This window comes from Pelomicrobium sp. G1, from assembly GCF_051905455.1.
GTDB lineage: Bacteria > Pseudomonadota > Gammaproteobacteria > Burkholderiales > UBA6910 > Pelomicrobium.
In genome coordinates this window covers 1-253 of record NZ_JBQACR010000451.1, presented here as the reverse complement: position 1 = coordinate 253, position 253 = coordinate 1, and the positions used below count along the sequence as shown (strand labels likewise).

The window sequence follows — 253 nt, the reverse complement described above, 5'->3', positions numbered from 1 at the left end:
CTGCCGCCCGTCCCCCCAGCGCTTTCTTCCCTCGAGCTCGAGGAGCTCGGCCTGTTGCCGAAAATACCCTGGGACGGGGGCCTACGCGCCGCTTGGTGCCCCGGCGAAGCGGGGGCCCAGGCGCGGCTCGAAACTTTCCTGAACACCGCCCTTCCCCGCTACGCCGAGGCGCGGGATCGGCTAGACCTGGCAGGCACCTCCCGGCTCTCCCCCCACCTCCACTTCGGCGAGATCGGCCCGCGCCAGGTCGCCG

General features: G+C 72.3%; 1 pseudogene. It reads left to right on the top strand.

Annotated features, from left to right (window positions below):
- Window positions 1-253, top strand: a pseudogene (locus tag ACTFO6_RS19190) (deoxyribodipyrimidine photo-lyase); the annotation flags it as partial.